General features: G+C 68.9%; 27 protein-coding genes and 1 tRNA gene. 9 read left to right on the forward strand and 19 right to left on the reverse strand.

The annotated features are described in order from the left end of the window. Positions 1–191: 191 nt before the first annotated feature. The 7 genes from CJZ78_RS11235 to CJZ78_RS11260 all read right to left on the reverse strand — a co-directional run bounded on the left by CJZ78_RS11235 (position 192) and on the right by CJZ78_RS11260 (position 4,785). On the reverse strand, positions 192–1,421 hold the full coding sequence (locus tag CJZ78_RS11235; RefSeq protein WP_094561419.1) for a hypothetical protein: 1,230 nt from the start codon (positions 1,419–1,421) through the stop codon (positions 192–194). Beyond that, on the reverse strand, positions 1,412–1,801 hold the full coding sequence (locus CJZ78_RS11240; RefSeq protein WP_233128725.1) for an NAD(P)H-dependent oxidoreductase subunit E: 390 nt from the start codon (positions 1,799–1,801) through the stop codon (positions 1,412–1,414). The genes CJZ78_RS11235 and CJZ78_RS11240 overlap by 10 nt, the downstream gene beginning before the upstream one ends. After that, entirely contained in the window at positions 1,785–2,081 is a 297-nt protein-coding gene (locus CJZ78_RS11245; RefSeq protein ID WP_233128727.1) for a hypothetical protein, read from the reverse strand. Before CJZ78_RS11245 ends, CJZ78_RS11240 begins: the two co-directional genes overlap by 17 nt. A 162-nt stretch (positions 2,082–2,243) precedes the next feature. Next, entirely contained in the window at positions 2,244–2,453 is a 210-nt protein-coding gene (locus CJZ78_RS14080; protein WP_158217076.1) for a hypothetical protein, read from the reverse strand. A gap of 77 nt (positions 2,454–2,530) precedes the next feature. Beyond that, positions 2,531–3,511, reverse strand: a complete 981-nt coding sequence (gene gluQRS / locus CJZ78_RS11250; protein WP_233128729.1) for a tRNA glutamyl-Q(34) synthetase GluQRS — start codon at positions 3,509–3,511, stop codon at positions 2,531–2,533. A 101-nt stretch (positions 3,512–3,612) separates the two neighbouring features. Next, entirely contained in the window at positions 3,613–3,888 is a 276-nt protein-coding gene (locus CJZ78_RS11255) for an HU family DNA-binding protein (protein ID WP_094561421.1), read from the reverse strand. A 225-nt stretch (positions 3,889–4,113) separates the two neighbouring features. Then, complete coding sequence (locus CJZ78_RS11260; protein ID WP_094561448.1) at positions 4,114–4,785, reverse strand: MBL fold metallo-hydrolase; 672 nt, start codon at positions 4,783–4,785, stop codon at positions 4,114–4,116. Between the two features lie 157 nt (positions 4,786–4,942). On the opposite strand from CJZ78_RS11260, the gene CJZ78_RS11265 reads away from it, so the two are divergent. Beyond that, on the forward strand, positions 4,943–7,009 hold the full coding sequence (locus CJZ78_RS11265; protein WP_094561449.1) for a glycogen-debranching protein: 2,067 nt from the start codon (positions 4,943–4,945) through the stop codon (positions 7,007–7,009). A 203-nt stretch (positions 7,010–7,212) separates the two neighbouring features. On the opposite strand, the gene CJZ78_RS11270 is transcribed toward CJZ78_RS11265, so the two are convergent. Both CJZ78_RS11270 and CJZ78_RS11275 read right to left on the reverse strand, forming a co-directional pair. Beyond that, positions 7,213–7,356 (reverse strand): chlorophyll a/b-binding protein, encoded by a 144-nt coding sequence (locus tag CJZ78_RS11270; RefSeq protein ID WP_094561422.1) that lies wholly within the window; start codon positions 7,354–7,356, stop codon positions 7,213–7,215. A gap of 144 nt (positions 7,357–7,500) precedes the next feature. Then, positions 7,501–7,571 (reverse strand) — tRNA-Gly (locus tag CJZ78_RS11275). Positions 7,572–7,642: 71 nt separating this feature from the next. Here CJZ78_RS11275 and CJZ78_RS11280 point away from each other — a divergent pair. Genes CJZ78_RS11280 through plsY form a run of 5 tightly spaced genes read left to right on the forward strand, consistent with a single transcriptional unit; the run spans position 7,643 to position 11,833 of the window. Then, positions 7,643–9,052 (forward strand): MFS transporter, encoded by a 1,410-nt coding sequence (locus CJZ78_RS11280; protein ID WP_094561423.1) that lies wholly within the window; start codon positions 7,643–7,645, stop codon positions 9,050–9,052. Next, positions 9,049–9,813: an ABC transporter permease gene (locus tag CJZ78_RS11285; RefSeq protein ID WP_094561424.1), complete on the forward strand. Its 765-nt coding sequence runs from the start codon at positions 9,049–9,051 to the stop codon at positions 9,811–9,813. The genes CJZ78_RS11280 and CJZ78_RS11285 overlap by 4 nt, the downstream gene beginning before the upstream one ends. Then, positions 9,813–10,283 (forward strand): DUF3119 family protein, encoded by a 471-nt coding sequence (locus CJZ78_RS11290; protein WP_094561425.1) that lies wholly within the window; start codon positions 9,813–9,815, stop codon positions 10,281–10,283. The genes CJZ78_RS11285 and CJZ78_RS11290 overlap by 1 nt, the downstream gene beginning before the upstream one ends. Positions 10,284–10,291: 8 nt before the next feature. Then, a complete protein-coding gene (locus CJZ78_RS11295) occupies positions 10,292–11,200 on the forward strand; it encodes a DUF3086 domain-containing protein (RefSeq protein WP_094561426.1) in 909 nt (302 codons plus the stop codon). Between the two features lie 12 nt (positions 11,201–11,212). After that, positions 11,213–11,833 (forward strand): glycerol-3-phosphate 1-O-acyltransferase PlsY, encoded by a 621-nt coding sequence (gene plsY / locus CJZ78_RS11300; RefSeq protein ID WP_094561427.1) that lies wholly within the window; start codon positions 11,213–11,215, stop codon positions 11,831–11,833. Positions 11,834–11,855: 22 nt separating this feature from the next. Here the strand turns inward: plsY and proC are convergent, their stop codons facing one another. From proC to CJZ78_RS11335, 7 genes are all read right to left on the reverse strand, one after another. After that, on the reverse strand, positions 11,856–12,671 hold the full coding sequence (proC, locus tag CJZ78_RS11305; RefSeq protein ID WP_094561428.1) for a pyrroline-5-carboxylate reductase: 816 nt from the start codon (positions 12,669–12,671) through the stop codon (positions 11,856–11,858). A 7-nt stretch (positions 12,672–12,678) separates the two neighbouring features. Continuing rightward, a complete protein-coding gene (locus CJZ78_RS11310; protein WP_094561429.1) occupies positions 12,679–13,230 on the reverse strand; it encodes a cell division protein SepF in 552 nt (183 codons plus the stop codon). 115 nt (positions 13,231–13,345) lie between these two features. Further along, positions 13,346–14,005 carry a YggS family pyridoxal phosphate-dependent enzyme gene (locus tag CJZ78_RS11315; RefSeq protein WP_369802058.1) on the reverse strand — a complete coding sequence of 220 codons (660 nt, stop codon included), beginning with the start codon at positions 14,003–14,005 and terminating at the stop codon, positions 13,346–13,348. A 4-nt stretch (positions 14,006–14,009) separates the two neighbouring features. Continuing rightward, entirely contained in the window at positions 14,010–14,276 is a 267-nt protein-coding gene (locus tag CJZ78_RS11320; RefSeq protein WP_094561450.1) for a PipX family protein, read from the reverse strand. A 52-nt stretch (positions 14,277–14,328) separates the two neighbouring features. After that, on the reverse strand, positions 14,329–15,261 hold the full coding sequence (locus tag CJZ78_RS11325; protein WP_094561431.1) for a CbiQ family ECF transporter T component: 933 nt from the start codon (positions 15,259–15,261) through the stop codon (positions 14,329–14,331). A 31-nt stretch (positions 15,262–15,292) separates the two neighbouring features. Continuing rightward, on the reverse strand, positions 15,293–16,660 hold the full coding sequence (gene der, locus CJZ78_RS11330; RefSeq protein ID WP_094561432.1) for a ribosome biogenesis GTPase Der: 1,368 nt from the start codon (positions 16,658–16,660) through the stop codon (positions 15,293–15,295). Positions 16,661–16,870: 210 nt separating this feature from the next. Next, on the reverse strand, positions 16,871–18,769 hold the full coding sequence (locus CJZ78_RS11335; protein WP_198953892.1) for a carbon-nitrogen hydrolase family protein: 1,899 nt from the start codon (positions 18,767–18,769) through the stop codon (positions 16,871–16,873). Between the two features lie 364 nt (positions 18,770–19,133). On the opposite strand from CJZ78_RS11335, the gene CJZ78_RS11340 reads away from it, so the two are divergent. Further along, positions 19,134–20,750: a gamma-glutamyltransferase family protein gene (locus CJZ78_RS11340; RefSeq protein ID WP_158217077.1), complete on the forward strand. Its 1,617-nt coding sequence runs from the start codon at positions 19,134–19,136 to the stop codon at positions 20,748–20,750. A gap of 36 nt (positions 20,751–20,786) precedes the next feature. Here CJZ78_RS11340 and CJZ78_RS11345 read toward each other — a convergent pair whose 3' ends face one another. Beyond that, entirely contained in the window at positions 20,787–21,266 is a 480-nt protein-coding gene (locus tag CJZ78_RS11345) for a DUF1823 family protein (protein WP_094561434.1), read from the reverse strand. A gap of 28 nt (positions 21,267–21,294) precedes the next feature. Between CJZ78_RS11345 and dusB the strand changes: the two genes are divergently transcribed. Further along, positions 21,295–22,323 carry a tRNA dihydrouridine synthase DusB gene (gene dusB, locus CJZ78_RS11350; RefSeq protein WP_094561435.1) on the forward strand — a complete coding sequence of 343 codons (1,029 nt, stop codon included), beginning with the start codon at positions 21,295–21,297 and terminating at the stop codon, positions 22,321–22,323. On the opposite strand, the gene CJZ78_RS11355 is transcribed toward dusB, so the two are convergent. Beyond that, positions 22,314–23,027, reverse strand: a complete 714-nt coding sequence (locus tag CJZ78_RS11355) for a DUF4079 domain-containing protein (RefSeq protein WP_094561436.1) — start codon at positions 23,025–23,027, stop codon at positions 22,314–22,316. The genes dusB and CJZ78_RS11355 overlap by 10 nt on opposite strands. Before the next feature lie 13 nt (positions 23,028–23,040). Next, a complete protein-coding gene (gene cobI, locus CJZ78_RS11360) occupies positions 23,041–23,796 on the reverse strand; it encodes a precorrin-2 C(20)-methyltransferase (protein ID WP_233128731.1) in 756 nt (251 codons plus the stop codon). A 55-nt stretch (positions 23,797–23,851) separates the two neighbouring features. Between cobI and CJZ78_RS11365 the strand changes: the two genes are divergently transcribed. Continuing rightward, entirely contained in the window at positions 23,852–24,400 is a 549-nt protein-coding gene (locus CJZ78_RS11365; RefSeq protein ID WP_094561437.1) for an acireductone dioxygenase, read from the forward strand. Positions 24,401–24,753 lie beyond the last annotated feature (353 nt).

Genomic DNA, 24,753 nt, shown 5'->3' on the forward strand with positions numbered 1-24,753 from the left:
GTGCCAATGAGGCGGCTTCCAGGAAGCCCCAACGGGGCAAAACGCCTGAAATCTGGCGTTCTGAACCGCTGAATCAGCGAAATCCAGCCCGAACAGCGAGTAATCAGATCGCGAGAGGGAGGAACGCGGCGTTTCTGACGGTTTTTCCGCAAACTCCTAGCCAGCGACGGGCCCCTTCCAAGCCGATTCCCTCAAAAAGGTGACCCAGCTGCACGCCCGCTTAACAGATGCGCGGCAGCAGCTCGCCGCTGAGGGGCACCAGCAACCGTTCGGTGCCAAGGGCAGTCCTGAGCCCGCCAGCCGGCGACTGCGGGCATCGTCGATGGCGCGGGTGAGGTTGGCCATGGCTGGACGTTACGCAGGATCCATGCAGCAGAGGCGGCGGGCACCCCACCGCCCATGGTTTCCACGATGGTGCGCAGGCTGGTGCCCATCTCCACCTCGATCAGGCCCGTGTGGGTGATGGCGCCGGAGAGGGCGAACACCTTGGTGCCCTTGCTGCTGGCGGTGCCCATGGCCTCATACCAGTCGCCCCCCTGCCGCAGGATCGCCGGCACAGCAGCGAAGGTTTCCACGTTGTTGATCAGGGTGGGCAGGCCCCACAAGCCCGACACCGCCGGATAAGGCGGCCGCGGCCGCGGCGTGCCCCGCCCCCCCTCGATCGAATGCAGCAGGGCCGTTTCCTCGCCGCACACGTAGGCGCCCGCACCAATGCGCAGCTGGATCGGCAGACCAGCCAGCAGGCCCCGATCGGTGGCCGCAGCAATCGCCCGGTGCAAGCGCTCGATCGCCAGCGGGTATTCCGCCCGCACGTAGATGAAGGCCTCGGCCGCGCTCACGGCCTGGGCGGCAATCGCCATGCCCTCCAGCAGCCGGTGGGGATCTCCTTCCATCACGCTGCGGTCCATGAAGGCGCCCGGGTCGCCCTCATCGGCGTTGCACACCACCACCTTGTGGGCGCCGCTTGCGGCCGCCACCTGTTGCCACTTGCGGCCGGTGGGGTAGCCCGCACCGCCCCGGCCCCGCAGACCGCTCCGCACCACCTCCTCGATCACCGCCTGGGGCGGCAGCTGCCGGCAGCGCTCCAGGGTGGCGTAGGCCCCCTGGGCCAGGGCGTCGTCGAGGCAATCGGGATCCACCAGGCCGCAGCGCTCCAGCACCACCGGCCGCTGCAGGGCAAAGAACGGATGGGCCGGATCGAGGCGACGCTCTCCGGCCACCCCGCCCACCAACTCCGTGTGACCATCGGCGTGGTCGGCGGCCGCCAAGGGCCCCTGGCCGCAGAGCCGCAGACAGCCCACCGGCTTGACCCGATCGGCACCCACCTCGGCCTCCAGCCGCTGCCGCAGGGCCGCCGACCCCGCCGCCCGGCAGGCGGTGGCATCGCAGCAGCGCCAGCGCAGAGGGGCCGTTACAGCCATGGCAGCGCACCGGGATCGCCAGTGGCCACAGCCCCATCGCACACCAGCACCGGAGCCTGGCCGCAGGCCCCCACACAACTGGCCGTCTCAAACCCCACCCCCCGCTGCTGCAGGGCCGCCTCCAGCCGCTCGGCACCCCGCACAAAGCAGGCGGTGCCGCGGCACACCACGCAGCGGTGCAGCGGCGGCGGATCGAGGCGAAACAGGTGATAAAAACTGGCGACGCCCATCACCTCGCTGAGGGGGCGCGCCATCGCCACCGCCAGGCGCTGCAGCTCCTTCTGCGGCAGGTAGCCATGGGCCTGCTGCACGGCGTGGAGACGCTCGATCAGTGAATCCCCCAGGCCATGGGAGCGGGAGAGCTCAGGTCTCGTTGCCACCGAAACCATCCTCAAACCCCTGGTCGGGATCGAACTCATTCCAGCCGGGGCTGGCGTCGTCGAAGAGCCCATACCGGGCCGACTCGTCGTCCATCAAGGTGTTGCCGGTGGCACGCGTGTCGCAGCTGATGCCGCCATCAGCGGTGGGCTGGCAGTTGTCAAACTCCACGCCGGCACGCGCCGGAGCCAAGGGAAGCAGGACCGCAGCGAGGCCGAGTGCCGCAGCGGGAACCAGTGCCGCAGCTGGAACCAAGGCCGCCCGGGCAAAAGAAAGGATCATCGGCATGTCATCAGCATGGCCCGATCGCACGGATCGGGCACGGTCTGCTGGGATGATGGCCACGGTTTTGCGTCTGAGCGATGTACACCGACTGGACTGCCGTGATTCTGCTGCTGCTGACGGCGGCACCACTGGCCGTTGTGGTGGCCACCGCAGCCTTTTTCATCTGGCGGCAGAAGAAGCAGAGACGCTGATCACCACGGCTGGCTGGCCACGTAGCTCAGCGGGCATCACCCGACCCTGGCCGAGGCAATCGAGGCAAGTGCGGTAGCGCTGATCGGCCAGGCGCAGCATGCCACTGCCGCCGCACTGCGGGCAGCGGCATGCTCGCAATTGGTTGGTTCGCTGCAGGAGCGCATAGGAAAGGGTCATCGGGGGTCCCCATCCGGGGACTTGGGCGTTAGTCGCCAGTGTGGTCCGCTTTTCCCGCCCTGATCCCGAAAGCTTCCTTAAGGCTGAAGCGCCCGCAGGGCCCGATCCAGCCGCCCTGGGCTCAGCTCCTGAAGCAACTCGGCGGCACTCAGCCGGCTGCCCGGCGGCACCAGAGCAGCACTGGCAGCCAGCTCCCCCAGCACCGCCGCCGCATCCAGGCCGCGCTGCCGGTAACCGTCGAGGCCCTCGGCCCCCTCCCGCTTGCTGAGCCGCCGGCCCTCAGCGTCGCGCCAGAGCGGCACATGGCCGTAGCTCGGCGGGGCCGCACCCAGGGCCGCCATCACCGCCACCTGGGCGCCGGTGGCGCTCCACAGATCATCGCCGCGCACCACGTCACTGATGCCGAGACTGAGTTCGTCCACCGCCGTGGCCAGGTGATAGGCGAGGAAGCCATCGGCCCGGCGCAGCACCACATCGCCGATGGCAGCCTCAACATCGAGGGCTCCGGGGGGGGCGTAGGCCTCGGGCCAGCGCAGCGCCCCGGCCGCCAGCCGCAACCGCCAGCTGGGCAGCCTCCCCTGCTCAGATCCCCAGCCACCGCCTCGATCGCGGCAGAAGCCCGGATACACCGCCAGGGCGCCATGGGGGGCCGAGACATCCGCCAGCAAACGGCGACTGCAGCGGCAGGGATAGAGCAGGCCCTGGCGCCGCAGGGCCGACAGGGCCGTGCCATACAAACCGCGCCGCTCGCTCTGACGCAGCACCGGACCGTCCCACGTCAGGCCCAGCCAGCGCAGATCCGCCAGGATTGCGGCCTCGGCGCCGGAGCGGTTGCGCGGCGTGTCGAGATCATCGATGCGCAGCAGCCACTGCCCGCCCCGCAGCCGGGCGTGCAGCCAGCTGAGCAGGGCTGTGCGCAGATTGCCGCGGTGCAGGGCGCCGGTGGGGGAGGGGGCGAAACGGCCCCGATAGCCCAGCTCCCGCCGGCGCACACCGGCCTCCAGCAGGGCTTGGAGATGGCAGGGAAGGGCCGAGGCCGTCAGGGGTGAAGAAGCCACTGTCTCTATCTACATGCGGTCCCATCCGGCCACAAAAAAAGCGGCCCCTCAGGACCGCTTCAACCAGACAATCTGGGGTGGATGGCAGGGCGGGGCCCCGATCAGCCCTGAACCCGATCCTTGAACATCTTGCCGGCGGTGAAGGCAGGCACACGCTTGGCAGGGATCTTGATCTTCTGGCCGGTCTTGGGGTTCAGACCCTGACGGGCCGAGCGCTCGCGGGGCTCAAAGGAACCAAAGCCCAGGATCGACACCTTCTTGCCTTCCACCACCGAATCAATGATGGTTTCGATGGCGGCATCGACGACCTGGGAGACGTCGGTTTTGGTGAGCTCGGTGCGGGCAGCAACGAGGTTGACGAGATCTGCTTTGTTCATAGGACGAGGAAGCCTCGGGGGTGACGGTCGGGTTGCGACGGTGGGGTCGCGATGAAAGTGGCGAGTCGGAAAACCACGACCGGCCCTGAGTAGAGCGCGCCAATGGTATGGGGCTCTGGACGGCGCTGCAACACAGAAGTCCACCGCCGCAACGGTTTTCGTGACAATTCCCCCACACAAGGCGCAAAAATTGCCGGATCGCTACAAAAAAAGCGCCTTGACGCTTCAGCGATCGAGCTGGGCCAGCAGCGCCGCACCGCCACGCACGAGCTTGTCGCCGCGCAGGGCGCCGAGCCCGGCACCGCTGGCGATCCAGTCGGGAGACCCGGCCGGCAACCAGGCCCGCAGGCGCGCCACGCTGGTGAGCTGGCGCGGCCAATGGAAGGTGCGGGCCGTGCGCAGCGGCGCCAATGCCCCAGGGCCTGTAGGCACCAGCAACCGCCCAGAGAACAGGCCATCGAGCTCCCCCGCTCGCACATGCAGCACGCAGGCACCTGGCGTGGGCCCCGGCGTCCAGAGCAGCCGCACCCCCGGCGCCAGGAGATGCTCATGGCCAAAGCTGGTGCACCCCTGCACCCCCGGCAGCAGGTAGGCCTCCTGCTCCTGCACCAGCACCGACCAGCCCAGGGCCTCCTGCAGGCGACGGCAGCGGCCATGGCCCTCGCGGCTGGTGAGCACAAGCGTGCCGGGGCCCACCTGCGCCGTGCGCTGCCGCAGCATCGCCAGGTTGGCCTCGGTGAACCCTGGCGCATCCACCAGCAGATCGCCGATGCCGCCATAGGCCCCAGCCTCCAGCAACCAGCTGCTGCCTCCCTGGCTGTCGCGACTGGGGGCAAACAACCACAGGCCCGGGCGCACCAGCTGGGGCGGCCGGCCGGATTCGGGGGGCTGGGACAGCAGGGTCAACGGGGGCGGGGGCGAGGGATCGGGAAACGGAGACAGACACCAGGCCTGTCCGGAGGACCTGCTTAACGTTGTGGCAACCAGGCCTGGCGCCTTGACGGTCCAATTCAACAGTCCTGACCTCGCCCAGGCCCCCAATCACCACCTGGGGATCCACATCGGCCATCCCTGGCCGCTGGGCGCAAGCCTGACGGCGCGGGGCGTGAATTTCTCAGTCGTCGCCCCACTGGCGACCCGCATCGAACTGCTGCTGTTTGCTAGCGGAGAAGCGAGCGAACCCCACCGAGCGGTGGAGCTCGACCAGCGGCACCGCTCCGCCGACCACTGGCACGTGGAGGTGGAGGGCCTGGGGCTGGGCTGCTGTTACGGCTACCGGGTGTTTGGACCGCTGCAGCCGGGCGGCCATGGCTTCAACCCATCGAAGGTGCTGCTCGACCCCTGCGCCCGGGCCATCGCCGGTTGGACGACCTACCAGCGGGGCAGCGCCGTGGGGGCCGCGCCCAACACCGGCCACTGTCTCAAGGGGGTGGTGACCGAGCGGGACCGGTTTGACTTCCACCACGCGCCGCGGCCGCGCCACAGCTGGCAGAAGAGCGTGATTTACGAGCTGCACGTGGGCGGCTTCACCCAGGGTCCAGGCTGCCCGGTGCCGGCGGAGCAGCAGGGCAGCCTGCTGGGCCTGATCCCCACCCTGCCCTACCTGCGCGAGCTGGGCATCACCACCATCGAGCTGCTGCCGGTGATGGCCTTCGACCCCCACGATGCCCCGGCCGGCCGCAACAACTATTGGGGCTATAGCCCCTTGAGCTGGATGGCCCCCCATCCCGACTACCTGGTCGGGAACGACCCCCTGGCCGGCCGCGACCAGGTGCGCCAACTGGTGACGGCCTGCCACCGCGCCGGCATCGAAGTGCTGCTCGATGTGGTCTACAACCACACCACCGAAGGCAACCAGGACGGCCCCACCCTCAGCTGGCGGGGCTTCTGCGACCGCCTCTACTACCAGCAGAGCGCCAAGGGCGACTACCAGGACGTGAGCGGCTGCGGCAACACGATTGCCGCCAACCGGCCCCTGGTGCGCCGGTTGATCCTGGAATCCCTGCGCTGCTGGGCCACCGAACTGGGGGTGGATGGCTTCCGTTTCGACCTCGGCATTGCCCTCAGCCGCGGCGACAACCTGGCCCCCCTGGAGTCGCCGCCCCTGTTTGAAGACATGGAGGCCGATCCCGACCTCAGCGACCTCAAGCTGATCAGCGAACCCTGGGATTGCGGTGGCCTCTACCGCCTGGCCGATTTCCCCGCCCGCCGGGTGGCCACCTGGAACGGCCGTTTCCGCGACGACCTGCGCCGCTTCTGGAAGGGTGATGAAAAAACCTGCTGGACAATGGCGCAACGGCTCTCCGGCAGCCCGGATCTGTTCAACCTCACGCCGGTGCACCCCGGTCAGTGCATCACCTTCCTGACTGCCCACGACGGCTTCACCCTGGCCGATCTGGTGAGTTTCAACGGCAAACACAACCTGGCCAACGGCGAAGACAACCGCGACGGCGACAACCACAACAACAGCTGGAATCACGGCGTTGAAGGTCCCAGCAGCGACCACGCCATCACCGCCCTACGGGAACGCCAGCTGCGCAACCTGCTCACCAGCATGCTGCTGGCCCCCGGGGTGCCGATGCTGCTGATGGGGGATGAGGTGCGCCGCAGCCAGGGGGGCAACAACAACACCTGGTGCCAGAACAACCCCCTCGGCTGGATGCACTGGCAGCCCGACGACGGCGACCTGGCCCTGCGGGTGTTTCTGCAACGCCTGCTGCGGCTGCGGGCCCACCTGGCGGGATTGTTCAACCCCGAAATCCCCCTCGACGACAAACCCCAGCGGCGCAGCGGCGATCGCGGCCATCTCTGGCGCCAGTGGCACGGGATCGAACGCGACAAACCCGACTGGGCGAGTTGGTCGCACACGCTGGCCTGGAGCCTGAACGACAGCCAACAGGGCCCACTGGTGTGGTGCGGCATGAACGCCTACAGCAAGGCCATGCATTTCGAATTGCCCAGTTGCCGTGAGGGCTGGCTGCGGGTGATCGACACAGCCCTACCGCCCGGCGACGACCTGCCGGCCATCGCGGAACCCTGGCAACCGAGCGGAGCCCCCCTGCAAAGCCGCAGCCTTGTCGTGCTGGTGGCCGCACCGCTGATCCACGGCACAACCCTCTAATGCTGGCTAGCAGGGCTTAAACCAGGAGTGGGTGTGATGCGGCCGTGAAGCGGTATCCGCGTCAGGTGGTGAGAGCGGCGATCATCGGGTCCTCTGTCCCAGATCGGTGGGACGGCTAAGGACGTAAACCGTCATGCCGGTGAGCACCGCCACCAGGGCGATGAGGGAAGCGATTGCTGCGGTGTAGTCGGTGCTCATGGTGATCAACCCAGACCGAGTTGGGAGAGGATGCTTTGGCCAGTGAGCAGCTCGGTGCCGAGGCCGATCACGAAGCCGAGCATGGCCATGCGGCCATTCCAGGTTTCGGCGAAAGCAACAAAACCGAAGCGGGAGGACGAGTCAGCCATGGGGCGTTTCAGATTGTTACGCGAATTGTAACGGGTTATGAACGGGCCAGGCTAGGGGTGATTTCCGCCTGGCTCCTCGCTTGCGCCACAGCCAACCAAAGAGCTGGCGCCCATGCCGAGAAGGAGACCCTTCAGGAAGAAGAAAGCGGGCGGCGGGAATCGAACCCGCATCATCAGCTTGGAAGGCTGAGGTTTTACCACTAAACTACGCCCGCAGCAGTACAGACGTACTGAAGCGGCTGCTGGATTGTTGGCCCACCGCGCTGCAACCTGCAGTTGCTGCATTATGACCTGCCCACCCAGCCCGAAATCGCCGCCTGTGACGCCTGATTTCACCGCGGCACGCAGCGAACCCCTGGGGACAGCCGCGCGACGCCGGCTGCTGTGGAGCTATGGCCTCGGCGACATCGGCACCGGCATGGCCGCCACCCAGCTGGGCTTCTATCTATTCGTGTTTTACACCGGTGTGGTGGGGCTGCCGGCCTGGATGGCCGGCCTGGTGCTGATGGTGCTGAAGGTGTGGGACGGCATCAACGACCCCCTGGTGGGCTGGCTCAGCGACCACACCAAACACCCCTGGGGCCCGCGTCTGCCCTGGATGGCCGGCAGCGCCATCCCGCTCGGCCTGGCCTTGGTGGCGATGTGGTGGGTGCCGCCGGGGGGGGACTGGCAGAAATTCACTGTGCTGGTGGCCATTCAGCTGGTGGCCATGGGCCTCTACACCTGCGTCAACCTGCCCTACTCCGCCCTCGCCTCCGAGCTCACCAGCTCCACCCAGCTGCGCACCCAGCTGAATGCGGGCCGCTTCACCGGCTCGATCCTGGCCGGCCTGGCGGGATTGGTGCTGGGAGCTCTGTTGGTGGGCCAGGGTGCCTCGGGCTATCAGCGCATGGGCTGGGTGTCGGGGCTGACGCTGACGCTGTTCACTCTGCTGTGCTGCTGGGGCCTGGCGCCCTTCGCCCGCAACTGCCAACGCCCCACGGGCATGCCAGAACCGATCCGGCGCCAGCTGCGACGCATCGCCGGCAACCCGCGGTTTGTGAAGGTGCTGGGGCTCTACCTCTTGCTCTGGTGTGCGCTGCAACTGATGCAGCCGGTGTCGCTGATCTTTCTGGCGGTGGTGATGCGCCTGCCCGAAAGCTGGAGCACCTGGATCCTGATCCCGTTTCAGCTCAGTGCCCTGGCGGGATTGCAGCTGTGGAGCCGGGTCGCAGGACGCCACGGCCGGATGTGTGCCCTGCGCTGGGGCACAGGCCTGTGGATCGCCGGTTGCGTGGGGGCGACGCTGCTGGTGCCCCTCGATGCCGCAACAGCTCCGCTGGCCAGCCTCAGCAATGGCATCAGCCTTGGCTTGTTGCTGCTCACGATTGTGGTCACGGGCCTGGGGGCCTCCACCGCCTACCTGATTCCCTGGGCCCTGCTGCCCGATGCCGTCGATGCCGACCCCGACAAACCCGCGGGGCTCTACACCGCCTGGATGGTGGTGGCGCAGAAGCTGGGCATCGGCGTCGCCGTGTTTGCCCTCGGCAATGGGCTGAGCCTGAGCGGCTACGAAGCCGCCCAGGGGCTGCTCCAACCGGCTTCGGCCCTCACCACCATTCGCGTCTGCATGGGCCTGATTCCGGCACTGCTGATCGTCGCTGGCCTGGTGGTGATGCGACGCTGGCCGGAGAAAGGCCTGCACCGCCAGCCATGACGCGTCCCGACTGGCCCAGAGCGCCCCGCTGGCTGAAACGCTTTGGCGCCAGCCTGCTGATTGGCGGCCAAGCCGTGAGCGCCATGGCCAAGGGGCGCATCGGCTTCAACGACCTGATGCAGGAGCTGATGGAGGCCGGGCCCGGCAGCTTCCTGATCGTGCTGATCACCGCCCTGGCCGCGGGCACCGTGTTCAACATCCAGGTGGCGGCGGAGCTCTCCAAGCAGGGCGCCAGCGCCACGGTGGGCGGTCTGCTGGCCCTGGGGCTGTCGCGGGAGATCGCCCCGCTGCTCACCGCCACGCTGCTCACCGGCAAGGTGGCCACGGCCTATGCCGCCCAGATCGGCACCATGAAGGTGACCGAACAGATCGACGCGATCACCATGTTGCGCACCGACCCAGTGGAGTATCTGGTGGTGCCGCGGGTGCTGGCCATGGTGATCATGGCGCCGGTGCAATGCCTGCTGTTCTTCTGGGTGGGGATCTGGTCGGGCCAGGTGAGCAGCACGATGCTTTACAGCATTCCTCCCGCCGTCTTCTGGAACTCGGTGCGCACCTGGATGGAGCCCAGCGATCTGCCGTCCATGCTGCTCAAGGCGGTGGTATTCGGCCTGCAGATCGCCGTGATCGCTTGTGGTTGGGGGCTCACCACCAGGGGTGGCCCCAAGGAAGTGGGCACCAGCACCACCGGCGCCGTGGTGATGATTCTGGTCACCGTTGCCTTGATGGATGCCCTGCTCACCAAGTTGCTGTTCAGCTGATGACGCCCACTGATCCCCTCGATCCCGATCCCCTTGATCCATCCGCGACCCCCGGCTCCAGCGGCATCGTGCTGGCGCCCAGCTTCGGTGTGCCCCTTGGGGTGATCGCCCTGGGGCTGGCCGCCCTCACCCTGCGTCCCTGGTGGGGCGGGGCGATCTGGCTGGGCGCCGGCATTGCCGTGCTCGGCCTGTTCCTGCTGCTGCAAACCAGCCTGCTGCGGCTGGAATTCGGCGGCGACGCCCTGCTGGTGTGGCGCCAGCAGAGCCTGCTGCGCCGCTTCCCCTACGCCGCCTGGCTGGGCTGGAAACTCTTCTGGCCAGGGCTGCCGGTGCTGTTCTATTTCCGTGAACAGCGCAGCATTCACCTGCTGCCGGTGCTGTTTGATCCGGCCACACTGCGACAGCAACTGGAGCTGCACGTGAGCCCGTCCAGTTCCCCGGAGCGACCCGATTCCCCTAGCGATCTCTGACGACGCCGATGTCTGACGATCCCATCCAGGCTTCCCCCAGCCCCGAGACCCCCAGCCCTGAACCCGACTGGCAGGCCCTGGCCCTGAGCGAGCTGCGCCAGCAGCGCGAGGCCCTGCAGGAGGAGATCCGCCAGCTGGAGGGCCGCCGCGGCCAGATCCAGAAGGAGATCGAATCCAGCTTCGCCGGCCAGGCCGATGCGGTGGCACGGCGGCTCAAGGGCTTCCAGGACTATCTGGTGGGCGCCCTGCAGGATCTGGCCGTGGCGGCGGAGCAGGTGGAGCTGGTGCCCCAGCAGGTGCTGGTGCAGCCCTCCCCCCTCGACCAGGCCAGCCCCGCCGCCAGAGACGCCGAGCCGAGTGTTGCCGTGGCCGCCGCCGGCCAGTTCAGCCAGGACGAAGCCCTGATTCGCGAACGGCTGGCAGGCTTTGGCGGCCAGCCCGACTTCTACGCCGATCCCTGGCAGCTGCGCCGCACCCTCGACCCCAGCGGGGCCACCCTGCTCGACGACTGGTTCCTGGGTCAAGGCGGCCGGGGCGCCCAGCCGAGCTGCGGCAGCCGCAGCCGCAATGCCCTGGTGGCCGCGGCTGCGATCGCCATCCTGGGCGAGCTCTACGGCGAACGCTTCCAGACCCTTGTGCTAGCCAGCCAACCCGAGCGCCTGGGGGAATGGCGCCGCAGCCTGCAGGACTGCCTCGGCCTGGCGCGGGAAGACTTCGGCCCCACCAGCGGCATCGTGCTGTTCGAGCGGGCCGATGCCCTGGTGGAGCGGGCCGACCGCCTCGAGGAGCGCGGCGAACTCCCCTTCATCGTGGTGGATGCGGGCGAGCAGGTGATCGACATCCCGATCCTGCAGTTCCCGGTGTGGCTGGCCTTTGCGGCTGGCCCCGGCGAACTGATCACCGACGAGCCCTACTGACCCCCCCCTGCCATGCCCCTGATCACCCTGCCCGTGCTGCTCGCCGGCTACCTGCTCGGCTCGATCCCCAGCGGCTACCTGGCGGGCCGCTGGCTTGCCGGCCTCGACATCCGCCGCGAGGGCTCCGGCTCCACCGGCGCCACCAACGTGCTGCGGGTGGTGGGCAAGGGGCCTGCCCTGGGCGTGTTTCTGGTGGACGTGCTCAAGGGCACCGCCGCAGTGCTGCTGGCCAAAACCGTGCTCGATCCCTTCGGGGTTGGCGTGGTGCTGGCCGGGCTGGCGGCGCTGGCCGGCCACATCTGGCCCGTGTGGCTGGGCTGGAAAGGGGGCAAGGCGGTGGCCACGGGCCTGGGCATGCTGCTGGGGCTCACCTGGCCGGTGGGCCTGGCCTGCTTCGGCATCTTTCTCGCCGTGCTGAGCGTCAGCCGCATCGTGTCGCTCTCCAGCGTGGTGGCGGCCCTGGCGCTGCCGCTGCTGATGCTGGGCTGGTTTGCCGATACGGGCCTGGGGCTGCGCTGGCCCTACCTGGCCCTCGCCCTGCTCACCACCGTGCTGGTGGTGTGGCGCCACCGCAGCAACATCCAACGGCTGCTGGCCGGCACCGAGCCCCGGCTGGGCGCCTCCAAGGGCTGACCGCACTCAAGCCAAAGCCGGCTCAGGCCAGCGCGCGGCTGCGCTCGGCGGCGGCGATCACCGCCTCAATCAGGGCCGAACGCAGCCCAGCCTGCTCCAGCTGCCGCAGGCCGGCGATGGTGGTGCCGCCAGGAGAGCTCACCATGTCTTTGAGCTGGCCGGGATGGAGATCCCGCTCCTGCAGCAGGGCCGCGCTACCGGCCAGGGTGCGGTGGGCCAGGCGCTGGGCCAGCCGCCGGGGCAGCCCCGCCGCCACAGCACCATCAGCCAGGGCCTCGGCCACCACCGCCACAAACGCGGGCCCGGAGGAGGTGAGAGCCAGGAAGGCATCGAGCTGGGCTTCGGGCAGCTCGTGCACCTCGCCCACCTGGGCAAACAATTGCTCCACCCAGCGCCGCCGCTCCGCCGGCACGGCGTCGGCGCAGGCCAGGCCGGTGAGACCCGCACGCACCAGCGCCGGCGTGTTGGGCACAGCGCGCACGCACTGCCAAGCGGGAAACAGGCGCTGCAGACGCTCCAGGTTGACGCCGGCCAGCACCGAGATCAGCAGGCCGCCCGATGGGGCAGCAGAACCTGCCGCGGCGGCCTCGGCAGCGCCCCGGGCGGCAACCTCCAGCTGCTGGGGTTTGACCGCCAGCAACACCACCGGTGCCGTCCAGGCGGCGGCCGCATCGGTGTCCACGGCCAACTGATGGGCCTGGCGCAGGCTGGCGGCGGAGGCCTCACTGGCCACCACAGCCCGCACACCCTCGCGCTCCACCAGCCCAGCCTCCAGCAGGGGCCACAACAAAGCCTGGGCCATGCGGCCCAGGCCCACCACGCCGAAGGTTGGCGTCACGACGGCCCTAAATGGCGGCGTCCTGGCGTCCCCAAGCTGGGCTGGGGGCCGCCTCCTGCTGGGGCTCGCTGCTCTCCCGACTCACGATCGAGGAGGCGGAGGTCTCTTCGCTGGCGGCCGTGGTCACGGTGACGCAGCTGGGAGCGAACAGAAAAATGCTCTCGCCGACGCGCTCCTGGTGACCATCGATGGCGAAGGTGCCGCCGGCCACGAAATCCACAGCGCGCTGGGCCTGATCCGGCTCCATCATCGTGAGGTTGAGGATCACGGTCTTGCGCTCACGCAGGGCCTGGATGGCGCGGGGCATCTCATCGAAGCTGCGCGGCTCCATCAGTGTTACCTCAGCGGCGGCCGTGGACAGGCCAGGCATACCGATCACGTTGGTGCCGGCGAAAGGATCGTCGGCCGTGAAATCGGAGCTCAGGGCCAGAGCACTGGCACGGCTGGTGAAACCGGGCTCGGGCAGCTCGCCACCGTCGTAATCGAGCTCGTCGTCGTAGTCGCCATCGAGGTAGTCGTCTCCTGAGACAACGGCACGCAGACGGGAGAACAACGACACGGAGCGAACCTCACAGGAAGCTTTCCACCTGAATAGCGTCCCACGCCAATGGCGGCAAGGGTTTCAGAGCGGAATTCGCACCGATTTCGGGATTCGCACCCCGTCAACGGGAGGCTCAGCCCAACGGGGCCGGCCGCGCTCCAAACAGGCTGCTGCCGATGCGCACCCAGGTGCTGCCCGCCGCGGCCGCCTCGGGCCAGTCGCCGCTCATGCCCATCGAGCGCTCCGGCAGGCCCAGCTCCGTGGCCAGGGCGGCACAGTCGCCAAACAGGTCACTGCGCTCAGCTGGCGTGAGGCCCAGGGGTGCCAGGGTCATCAGTCCCACCGGCCGCAGCGGCGCCAGGCCGCTGAGCTCAGGCCAATGGCGACGCAGCTCGGCCGGCTCGAAGCCGGTTTTGGCGGGGTCGGGGCGGAACTTCACCTGAAACAGCACGGCCGGAGCCCGCTGCTCTTCGGCGGCGATGCGTGCCAGGCGGCGGGCCAGCTCCAGGCTGTCGAGGGAGTGGATCGTGCCGAAATGGCGCACCACGCCGCGGGCCTTATTCGCCTGCAGGCGACCGATGAAATGCCAGTCGAGGGGCTCGAGATCGGCCAGCTCGGCCTGCTTGGCCGCAGCCTCCTGCAGCCGGCTCTCGCCGAAGCTGCGCTGCCCGGCCAGCACCGCTTCACGGATCCGGGCGGTCGGCTGGCCCTTGCTCACCGCCAACAGGCGGCAGCCGGGGGGCAGCCCAAACCGCAGGCCGGCCAATCGCTCAGGCAGCCCGCCGTCAGCCACCAGCTCAGATGAAGGTCTGGTCAAACAACTGACGCCAATGGGCATGGGCCTCAGGACCCTCACGACGGGCCCTTGCCAGATTCTGTTCGGCGTAGTGGCGAGCATCCATCAGCGGAACCACCTCAAAGGTGGCACCCCGAGGCTGCAGGGTGACGATGAAGAAAATGCGCTGGGCATACAGCGTGGCAAACAGATCACGGCCTTCGGACACCGACGCCACCCGATAAAGCATCCCAAAGGTGGGATGGTTGAGATAGCGCTCGGGACTCACAAATGCGCTGCTCGCCAATGCGCTGCTCACGAATGCGATCGGTCAGTTGCCATTAAAGGGCACCGACTTTCCAGCGCAGCACGAGCACCAGCAACAGCAATCCCGCCGCCGTGCCATTGAGCAGGCCCTGGCGCCGGCCCCCAACCAGCGGGCGATGCAGCAGCTCAGGTGCCAGCCAGCAGCCGCCGCGAGCCAGCAGCGCCTCAGCCCCCTGCTCAGCCCGCAGCAGCACATTGGCCAGAAGCCGCTCACCCACAGCCAATACCAGGCCGAGGCCCCCTTTCCAGCCCAGGCGCTTGAGATTCACCGCCCGGGTTGCAACAGATCGCAACAGGTTCTGCAGCTCCTCCTGCACCAGCGGCAAAAACCGCAGAGCCAGCAGCAGGGTGAACCCGAGCCGCTCCACCGGCCAGCCCAACCGACCCAGGGGGGCCAGCAGCCAGCTGATCGCCCACACCAGCTGCTCGGGCGCGGTGCTGAGCAGCAGCAGGTTGGCGCTGTGCACCAACGTGAACAGCAACGTGGCGCCATTGAGGCCGAGCTCCGCCGAGCGCCGGGTCACCACCAACGGCCCCTGGCGCAGCAGCACCCAACGGGCACCGGATCGCTCCGGCGGCGCAGTGCCGGGCGGGCCGGGCTCCAAGCGCAGCTCCACCGGCGGGCGTTGCAAAGGCGCTGGTGGCAGCGACCCCGCCGGCAGCAACGCGGCCAGGCAGCCCACCAGCAGGGCCAGGGCGAGCAGCAGCGGCACGCTGCGGCGCCACAGGCGCCAGCTCAGGCCACTGACGGCGGTGATTAATAGCAGCAGGCCCACCAGGCTGAGGCGCCAGAGCGGCCCCGCCAGGATCGGCGTCACCAGGAAGATCAGGCTCCAAGCCAGCTTCAGGCGTGGGTCGAGCCGGCGCAGCCAGCTGCCGCCGCCGGCCGCCTCCACCGGATCCGGAGCGGCGAACTGGCCGATGGGGATCTGGCGCAGAACATCCACTCAGCCGCTCCCTCTCACCTCTGGCCTGGGCTCAACGGCCACGATTCTGGGTACGGGCCAGCTCTTTCTCGGCATCGCGCTGCTGCTTGCCGCGCCAGAACAGCTTGATCGGCGTGCCCTCGAAGCCCAGGCCCTCGCGGATCTGGCGCTCCACATAGCGGCGGTAGGTGTCGCCAAACAGCTTGGGCTCGTTGACAAACAAGGTGAAGCTGGGAGGCCGCACCGCCACCTGGGTGCCGTAGTAGAGGCGCCCCTGGCGGCCGCCGCGGCTGGTGGGCGGCGTGCGCCAGCTGAGGGCTTCGGTGAGCACCTCGTTCACCACCGAGGTGGTGACGCGGCGGCGGTGCTGCTCCACCGCCAGCAGGGCCAAGGGGAAGATCGCCTGCACCCGCTGGCCGCTGAGGGCCGAGGTGAACAGCATCGGCGCCCAATCCAGGAAATAGAGCTTGGCGCGGAGCTCCTTCTCCATCGCCGGCATGGTGTGGCTGTCCTTTTCAATGGCGTCCCACTTGTTCACCACCACCACGCAAGCGCGGCCGTCCTCCTCGATGCGGCCCGCCAGGCGCTGGTCCTGCTCGGTGACGCCATCGAGGGCATCGATCACCAGCACGCACACATCGGAGCGCTCGATCGCCTTGAAGCTGCGGTTGATGCCGAAGTATTCGGGGCCATAGCTCACCGAGCGGCGGCGGCGGATGCCGGCGGTGTCGAGCAGCTTCCAGGTTTTGCCCTCGCGGTCGATTGTGGTGTCGATCGTGTCGCGGGTCGTGCCGCGGATCGGGCTGACAATCGCCCGGTTCTCGCCGCACACGGCATTGAGCAGGCTGGATTTGCCCACGTTGGGCCTGCCGATGATCGCCAGCTGGATCGGCTCCTCCTCGCCCTCCTGCTCCTCGCTCGGCGCCAGGAAGCTCACCACCTTGTCGAGCAGGTCGCCGGTGCCGGCGCCGTGGATGGCCGAGATTGGGAAGGGCTCGCCCAGGCCCAGCCCCCAGAATTCGGCGGCCATCGCCAGGCCCGCATCGGGCGACTCGCACTTGTTCACCGCCAGCAGGGTGGGCACCCCCTGGCCGCGCAGCCATTCGGCAATCGACTGATCGGCGGCGGTGCAGCCCTGCTGACCATCCACGATCACCAGCGCCACGGCGGCTTCGGCCAGGGCAAGGTTGGCCTGCTCGCGGATCTCCGGCAGAAATTCGCTGTCGTCGTCAAACACCAGGCCGCCGGTGTCCACCACCCGGAAGGTGCGATCGGCCCAGTAGCCCTCCTGGTAGGTGCGATCGCGCGTCACGCCGGGCTGGTCGTGCACGATCGCTTCGCGGCTGCGGCAGAGCCGATTCACCAGGGTGGATTTGCCCACGTTGGGGCGGCCAATGATGGCAACGACCGGTAAGGCCAAAACGAATTATTCCTTCAACGTTCTTGTTTCGACCTTACAGGCTGGCTCAGCGATGTTCGCTCCGAACGCCCGTCGGGGCCCGCGCCCGGGGCCAGGTCGACATCGTGAGCACCATCGGAGCACCTGCCGTTGCCGAGGCTGCGGGCGACGCGCCCAACGGGCCAAGCGCCCCGTCAGGGCCGGAACGGGCTGATCAGCTGGGCATTCCCATCACGGGCAAGCCACGGTGCCGTGCCCCGCTACCTTCCAGGATCGGAAGCACGAATTGCCAGGGTCGAGCACCAGGGGCTTGAACAGGTCGTTGCGCTGGCCGTCGATCAGCTGCTGCTGGTTGATCCAGGTGCCCGCCGCAGGCACCACCGTGCGGTAGCGCACCGCATCAGCACCGGCCGCGGCCGTGAGGGTGGGCGTGTGCACCACCGGTTCCGGGCCGAAGATCCCTGCGGCCGTGGAGTCCCCCATGCGCCGCCCGCCACTCACCAACCAGAACTGACCGAGCTTGGCGGCCAGGTAGGGATGGAGATCGGCGCGGCCGGTGGGTGGATCGCTCACCGCGTAGAGCTTGCGATCGATCTCCACCTTCAACGGCGAAGGATCACCCGAGGGCACCGCCAACACATCCGTGCGCAGGGTCTGGTACAGCCCGGTGAGCTCGGTCACCGCCAGGTCTCCCGCTGTGGCCAGGCCGATGCGCCCCAGGGGCGTGCTCACCACCGTGGGGGCATCCCCAGCGCTGGCCCAGGCCCGCTCGGCCGCGCTGAGGTGGGTGGCGCGGTAACGGCCCAGGATGGTGCCGGCCGGACCGGCCAATGCCACCGTGTGGAACACCCGGGAGCCCTCGCGCTCGGGATAGCTCCCCACCAGGTAGCCGTTGCCGGCCTTGGCACGCTGGGCCAACAGCTGCTCAAAGGAGCCGCCTTGCCGCTCAGCCCGGCGGCTGATCTCAGCAGCCGGCAAACCCCGCGGCAAGGCGGAGAGCTCGGGGAGCACCAGCAACTCCTTGGCCTGGGGCTGGCTGCTGCCGAGACGCGAGGCCTCACCAGTCCACTGCGCGGCGGCCAACTGCACCGGGCGCGGGGTCGCGGTGGCGGTGGTGTCCACGGGTGCCCGCCGCAGGGCCAGCAGGGGGTTGTAGAGCGCGGGCCGGCGTGCCGCCAACCGCTGCTCGCGCACGGCATCGGCTTCGGCCGGGATGATCGTGGTGGCGAAGATGCCGTTCAAGCCGGGCGGCAGCACCTGGGGAGGCACCACCGGCGCCTGCACGAGCTTGCGGCCCTGGGGGGACCAGATGCTCGAGCCGCCGTTGTAATAGAGCTGGCTGCCGTTGATCGGATTGCGCTCGATGCCGCTGCGGGTGGCGCCGATCACCCACACGCCGTTGAGGGCGCTCATGTGTTGCACGCTGGCCACGGTGGAGTGATTCGCCTTGGCCGCGGCCGGCGGCGTGCCCGGCATCACCCGATCCGACACCGAATGCCAGCCGATGATCTGGGCCCCGCGCAGGGCGGCCAGTCGGTCGTACTGCCAGTAGGTGTCGTCGTAGCAGATGATCAGGGCAATGCGGCCGATCGGCGTGTCAAACACGCCCACATCGGTATCGCCCGGGCCGAACAGTTGCACATCCTGACCATTGAGGCCGTTTTTGCGGTATTTGCCGATGATGCCGTCCGGCCCCAGCAACAATGCGGTGTTGTAAAAAATGCCGGTGTAGGCATCCTTCTCGGCGATGCCCACGCTCATGATCAACCCGGTGCGCTTCAGCACCGGCAGCAACGCATCGGTGGCCCGGCCGGGAATGGTGTCCACGAAGGGCGCCAGCTGGGCAGGACCTGCGAAGTCGTAGCCGCTGATCGCCGTTTCCGGAAACACGGCGTACTGCACGCCCTCGGCCGCCACGCGTTCGGCCGCCTCCACAAGGCGGCGGATGTTGCCGTCCCGATCACCCCAGGCGGGGATGAAGTCCACAGCGGCCACCTTCACCGGCCGCCCGCCCACCGGGAGTCTCCCCTCATAGGCCCTGGCCGGCAGCATCACCCCGCTGTTCAGCAGGCCGGACAGGAGCAGGCCGAGGGAACCAGCGGCAAACCGCCGAAGGGATCGGGTCGCCATTCAGGTGGGAATCACACAGTGCAGAAGCACAATGCCATGACCATCATCAGCCATTGATGGATTATTTCATTTCTGGTGATCGTTGCTCTCGTCCTGCCGCTGGTCGCCAAACCGGCCGCTATGCGCTGGCCACCTGCCCACAGCCGCAAGCCTCCTCATCGCTTCTCGGTGCTCCCGCCACGGCGGTGATCACCGCTGATCGGCATGCCGCTCCGGATCAACTGCAGCGATGGGGGGCAACCGATCGCGAGCCTTGCAACCTGGCGAACCTGGCCACATGGCGAACCTTGCAACAAGGTTGAGCCGCTGGCGCAAGGAGCATCCGCACCAGACTGCGGCCAGACCGCCACAGCCGCACGCCGCCATGGCCAACCCTGCCTTTCTGGATCGCCGCTCCCCGGTGTTCGCCGGGCGTGCCATGGCCAGCTCCAGCTCGCCCCTGGTGACCCGGGTGGGCCTGCGGGTGCTGGAGCAGGGCGGCAACGCTGTCGACGCCGCCGTGGCCATGGCCGGGATGCTGGCGCTGGCCGAACCGATGATGAGCGGCCTGGGCGGCGACACCATGGTGCTGGTGTGGTCGGCGAACGAGCAGCGGGTGTTTGGCCTCAATGGCAGCGGCCGAGCCCCGAGCGGCGCCAGCCTCGAGCGGATCGGGCCAGTCCCGCTGATGCCGGACCACGGCGCAGCCTCGGTCACCATTCCCGGCGCCGTGGATGGCTGGTGCGCCCTGCTGGAGCGCTTCGGCACGCGGTCGCTGCAGCAACTATGGGAGCCGGTGATCGCCTACGCGCGCCAGGGCTATCCGGTGGGCGAGTCGATCGCGGGGTTCTGGGACGTGGGCGCCGCGTTGATGGGGCAGAGCGCATCGGCCAAGCTGCGGGAGGTGTTTCTGCCCGATGGCGCTCCCCCTCAGCCGGGCCAGCTGATCCGCCTGCCGCAACTGGCGGACACGCTGGAGCGCGTGGCCCAGGAGGGCCGCCAGGGCCTCTACGAAGGGCCCGTAGCCGAGGCGATCGCCAGCACGATCAGCGCAGGCGGTGTGCCCACCACCATGGCGGACGTGGCCGCCCAGCAGCACGCTGCCGCGTGGGTGGAGCCCCTCAGCGTGGGCTTCCGCGGCAGGGAGGTGCTGGGCCTGCCACCCAATTCCCAGGGGGTGGTGGCTCTGCATGCGCTTGGCATCCTCGACGGCCTGCCCCTGGCTGCGATGCACGAGGCGGAGCGGCTGCACCACCAGATCGAAGCGATCCGCCTGGGCTTTGAACTGGCCATCGACGTGGTGGGCGAGCCCACCCCGGCGATGCTGGAGCGCCTGCAGCAGGAGCTCAGCCAGGAGGGCCTGGCCGCCGCCCGCCGCCGCATCAGTGCCCAGGCCAGGCCAGCCACCCGGCCCCAGGGCGGCAATTCAGGCGACACCAGCTATGTGTGCGCCGTGGACGGCGAGGGCAACGCCGTTTCGCTGATGACCAGCATCAGCGGACTGTTCGGCTCCTGGCTGGTGGCGGGCGACACGGGCGTGCTGCTCAACAACCGGGCGGCCCAGTTCTCCAGCCAGCCGGGCCATCCCAACGCCCTGGCCCCGGGCCACCGCCCGCGCCATTCGATCCTGCCGGCGATGGTGCTGCGCGATGGGCTGCCGGAATTCGTGATGGGCGTGATCGGCGGCAACGCCCACCCCCAGGGGCTCACCCAGATCCTGGTGAACGCCCTCGATCTGGGCATGAATCCCCAGCAGGCCGTGGATGCCCCGCGCTTCAAGCTGATCATGCAGACCGGTGCGGTGCACATCGATCCCCAGTTCAAGCCAGACGTGGGCCACGAGCTGGTGGCCCGCGGCCATCAGCTCGGTGATTCCTATGGCTTCATCAGCTTCAAGGGGGGCGCCCAGATGGTTCGCCTCCATCGCGACGACGCCGGCCAGTGCACCAGCCTGGAGGCCGGCGTGGATCACCGGCTCGATGGGGTGGCCCTGGGCTTCTGAGGGGGGGCGTCCGCGGGGTCAGGCGGCCAGCCGCCGTCAGCGCACCGGCAAGTCGCCCGGGTGGCCCGCCACCGGATCGGCCGGCGCCTCCAGCAACGGCGGCAGCGGCCCCGTATCCGCCAGGGGCTCGCCCCGCTCGGCCAGGTGGGCCAGCAGCCAGTTCACGGCGGTGGCGCGGCGGGTGCGGCGCGGGTAGAGCTCGCCGATCCGGTAGCCCGCGAAGCCCAGCTGCTCCTTGAGCAGTTGCTTGTGCTCTTTGGGGATGGAGCGGGTGAGGGCGACGCTGGGCGGCCGCTCGGCGATGAACTGGGGCTCGATCGGGAAGGACTCCCGCCACACGGCGCCCGCAGCCGGGCCCGCGCTCCAGATGCCGGAGCCGTTCTGCGCGTATCCCAGGCGCGGCCAGATCAGCTCACACACGAAACGATCGCTGAGGCGGTCGGCCAACACCGCCTCCAGCAATTCGCGGCTCAGGGCGAAGGGATCGGGGCTGGCGGCGGCCTGAACGGAAGCCATCGGCCTGGAGCATCACAATCGGATCACCATGATCACCGCTTCTCCCCCGCAGACACCCCTGCAGCTGGCCGGCAACGGCACACCGCGCGCCCTGCGCTGCCGGGTGCTGCAGTCGCCGTTGGCGGGGGTAAGCGACCGCATCTTCCGCGGCCTGGTGCGGCGCTGGGCCCCCGATGCCCTGCTGTTCACCGAGATGGTGAACGCCACCAGCCTGGAGCTGGGCTTCGGGCTGCAGAAGGTGGAGGAGCTCGCCAGCGAAGCCGGCCCGATCGGCGTGCAGCTGTTTGACCATCGCCCCGCCGCCATGGCCGAGGCGGCCCGCCGCGCCGAGGCCGCCGGCGCCTTCCTGATCGACATCAACATGGGCTGCCCGGTGAAGAAGATCGCCAAAAAGGGCGGCGGCAGCGGCCTGATCCGCGAACCCGAGCTGGCGGCCCGCATCGTGGACACCGTGGCCGCGGCCGTGCGCATTCCGGTGACCGTGAAAACGCGGCTGGGTTGGTGCGGCAGCGACCTCGCCCCCGTGGCCTGGTGCCAGCAGCTCGAGAGCGCCGGCGCCCAGCTGCTCACCCTGCACGGCCGCAGCCGCGAGCAGGGCTTCAAGGGCCGCGCCGACTGGGCCGCCATCGCCGCGGTGAAGGCGGCGCTCACGATTCCGGTGATCGCGAATGGCGACGTCAACAGCCCGGAGGATGCGTTGCGCTGCCTGGCGGAAACGGGCGCCGATGGCGTGATGGTGGGCCGAGGCACCATGGGCGCCCCCTGGCTGGTGGGCCAACTCGATGCGGCCCTGGCCGGCCAGCCGGTGCCGCCCACCCCCAGCCCTGCCGAGAAGCTGGCCCTGGCGGCCGAGCAGCTGCGGGCCCTGGTGGCAGCCAAGGGTGACCACGGCCTGCTGATCGCCCGCAAGCACATGAGCTGGACTTGCAACGGCTTCGCCGGCGCCCCCCAGCTGCGCCACGCCCTGATGCGGGCCCCCACCCCGGCCGAGGCGCTGGAGCTGCTGGATCGGGCCGCAGGCCAGCTGGGAAAGTGCGGAGCGGCTGTTCAGGCTTGAGGAGCAGCTGGCTCCGGGCAGATGCGGCTCTGAAAATCGCAGCGGTGGATCGCTGGCTTCTGCCAACTGAGCGGGATTTCCAGCAGGTCGCGGCTGCCGGTGATGGCCTGCACCGCCAGCAACACCAGCACCAGCAGGTTGGAGGCGATGTGCAGCCGCCGCCAGCGCAGGTGGCGGGTGATTTCAGGCCGGGCCGCCAGGTTGAACAGCAGCAGCCCCGTCAACAGCACCCCGCTCCAGTAGTGGGAGCTCCAGAAGGCCCCGCTGAAGGGGTTGTCGGAGAGGCGCCAGATCTCCGGTTGGCTACCCAGGCCCAGGAGACCGGCCCAGGTGAGCAGGGTGAAGCTGGCCCGCAGCGCTGGCCGCTTCACCTTCAGCAGCGCCAGCAGCGCCACCAGGGTGCCGGCCGCCACAACCATCAGCAGCACCAGGCGCGCTGCCCCTCCGGCAAAAGCCGCTCCGGGCTCCGCGGCCTTGCTGAGGAAGGAGTACACGAGGGCGATCAACACCGCCACCACCACCCCGGCCGTGAGCCAGCGGCCGTGGTCGGCATGTTCGCGGGGCACCAGGGCGGGCTGCTGGGTGATCCCCAGGCGCTTCTCGCGCACCAGGATCCCCAGCCGGATCGTGGCCCCCACCACCGGGTACACAAACAAGATCACCAGGACCGGGTGCAGCAGGGAGAACCAGTCGATGGCCGTCATGGCAGCACCTGAGTCATGGCAACACCTCGGGCCAACCCTGGCGGATCAGCAACAGCGAAAAGTAGGGCTGCTCCTCGCCGGGCACCGCCGCGGCCGCGGCCAGCAGCTGGTCGGGCCAGCCCACCCGCTGGGCAAACAATGCCGCTTCCAGCAGGCCCCGGGTCTCGAGAATCGGCCGCACCCAGCGCCAGCGTTGGCCCAGCTTGAGCAGGGCCAGCACCGCCCCAGCCGCCCGGGCTTCCGCCAGCAACGCCTCCAGTGCCGCGGCGGTGTCAGGGGTGGGGCGGATCCAGAGGGCGTCCTGCTGCAGGGCCAGGGGCCAGCGGCCTGCTGCTGCTGCAGCCGCCACCGCAGTGATGCCGGGGATCACCGCCACGGGGCAGGCCGGATGGCGTTCCGCCAGGGCCAGCAGGGCATAGGAGGCACTGGCGTAGAGAGAGGCATCTCCCTCGCACAGCAGCACCACGGCGCGGCCACCCGCCACCTCCGCCGCTAGGGCATCGGCGGCGGCGTGCCAGGCCGCCCGGCGCGGTTCGGCCTCCGTCACCATCGGAAACAGCAGCGGCAACCGCCGCTGCTCCGGGTCGATCCAGGGAGAAGCAATGGCCGCCGCCATGCCCTCAGCCTCCAGCCGCGCCACCGGGTAGGCCACCACCGCCGCCGCCTGGATCGCCCGCACCGCCGCCACCGTGAGCAGCTCCGGATCACCGGGGCCCACGCCCACCAGGGTGAGGCCGACGGCGGCAGGCGCACTCGAGGGGGGAATCACACACAGGCTGCTGAGGGGCCCTTTCTAGGCTCACGTCAGTGGGCGCGCTGGTGCGATGAGCCATCTGCAGATCTTCCCGGCCGCTGGCGGTAGCCCCGCCGCGGCCAGCCTGGCCAGCAGTGATCCGGCCCTGATCGGCGAAGCCCTGGCCGCGCGCGGCATCGGCTTCGAGCGCTGGCCGGCCCGGGTGGAGCTCCCGGAACACGCCGAGCCGGCCGAGATCCTGGCGGCCTATGCCGCGGAGATCGCCCGGGTGCAGGCCAGCGGCACCTACCCCACGGTGGATGCGATCTGCCTCACCCCGGATCACCCCGAGCGGCAGGCCCTGCGGCAGAAGTTTCTGGCCGAGCACACCCACAGCGAAGACGAAGTGCGCTTCTTCGTGGAGGGCTGCGGGCTGTTCTGCCTGCACATCGGCGAGGAGGTGCTGCAAGTGCACTGTGAGACCGGCGACTTCCTGCGGGTGCCCGCCGGCACCAAGCACTGGTTCGACATGGGCTCCGCCCCGCAGTTCACCGCCATCCGCTTCTTCGACAACCCCGACGGCTGGGTGGCCCAGTTCACCGGCGATGGCATCGCTGCGCAGTTTCCGCTGCTCGACTAGCTCTTACCACCCACAGGGACGCTGCTGGGCTCCACAAGGGTTGTCGCTATTGGACAATTCGGCAGGGGTCTGCGGACGTGATCCACCGGAGTTCGGCCCGCCACGCTGCTCTGCCATGGCTGGCACGCCAGAAACAGTCAGAAGAAGGAGGCCAAGGATCCCGAAGATTGGGCTTTTCATGGCAGTTTTGGCAAAGGAACTGGGGAGCAAAAACATCGCCCCTCATCACTGTGACCACCAGCCATCCTTCGATTTGGAGAGGTGCTCTTCTGCCTCGAATCAGCAGCCTTCGTCGACCCGCACCGGGATGCTGATCGAGTCTCCCGCAGTTCCTGAAAACACACGGATCGCGC

This window comes from Synechococcus sp. 8F6, assembly GCF_002252665.1.
Lineage (GTDB): Bacteria > Cyanobacteriota > Cyanobacteriia > PCC-6307 > Cyanobiaceae > Cyanobium_A.